We start from the raw sequence: 888 nt of genomic DNA, 5'->3' as shown, positions 1-888 counted from the left end.
TACCAAAACCACCTGGAGCGTTCTTAGTTTTCTTAACAATCGGCCGATAACCCTTTTCCACCACAGTGTTCAGAACTTTCTTTGAATCATAAGCCCCATCAGCATAAAAATTCCCAGAACCCCCCGGCAGGAGTTCAATCAGCTCGTTCTCAGAAGTTGTGATCTTCACAGCAACCGGATACAGTAAACCCGGCAGGATTCTCGTTATTGCCTGAACTTCTATCCTGCCCTTTTTTTATTTGTAATAATGGTTGAGTCTGCTTGAGTGCTGGCGTAGGGTAATTTCTGGAGTTTTTTCAGGAGGTGGTTTGTCAGTTCTTCGAGGTTCAGCTTTTTCTCCCAGTTGTGGAGGGTTGAGTAGTGAATGTTTGCTCCGAAGAATTTTCTGCCGTAGTGCTGGGCGTCTCTGAGGGGTAGGTTGTAGTATTGTTTAAAGAGGAGTATTGCCAGTATTGTTTTTACTGGAAATTTTTTGGATTTTGGCAGGTTCTTCAGCTTTCCTTCTGATTCGAAGTCTGCTAAAACGTCAAGAATTGCGAATGCCACGCTTTCAGGGTCTTTGAGTCTGTGATCCCATCTGGGGATCACGACAACCACCCGAAAGAATTCAGCAAAAACCCTAATAAAGGTTACTATAAACACGCCCCGGAAAACAAAAGAATTCAAAAGTTCCATTTATCACTACCTATGAAACAGCCCACTGAGTTCACCCCCCGGAAATTGAGATTACATCTTGGTCCATTGCTGATAGATTTTGTACATTTGTTTTGTACGTGCTGGGATATATAACCTTTTTTGTTTTTCTAAAAGAATGCAAAAAAGAAAAGACTATTCAAACCTCAATGATACATCTCCATAGAGAATTTTCTCTCTTCTCCCGTCCTCAAG

The 888-nt window shown here is 41.9% G+C and carries 1 protein-coding gene; it reads right to left on the bottom strand.

Annotated elements, in window-relative coordinates; translation table 11 throughout:
* Positions 1 to 219: 219 nt before the first annotated feature.
* Positions 220 to 642 (bottom strand): hypothetical protein, encoded by a 423-nt coding sequence (locus THEPK_RS06170; RefSeq protein ID WP_156882076.1) that lies wholly within the window; start codon positions 640 to 642, stop codon positions 220 to 222.
* Positions 643 to 888: the final 246 nt, after the last annotated feature.

Source organism: Thermococcus sp. PK (assembly GCF_000430485.1).
Lineage (GTDB): Archaea > Methanobacteriota_B > Thermococci > Thermococcales > Thermococcaceae > Thermococcus_A > Thermococcus_A bergensis.
This window is presented reverse-complemented; position numbering and strand designations above follow the sequence as displayed.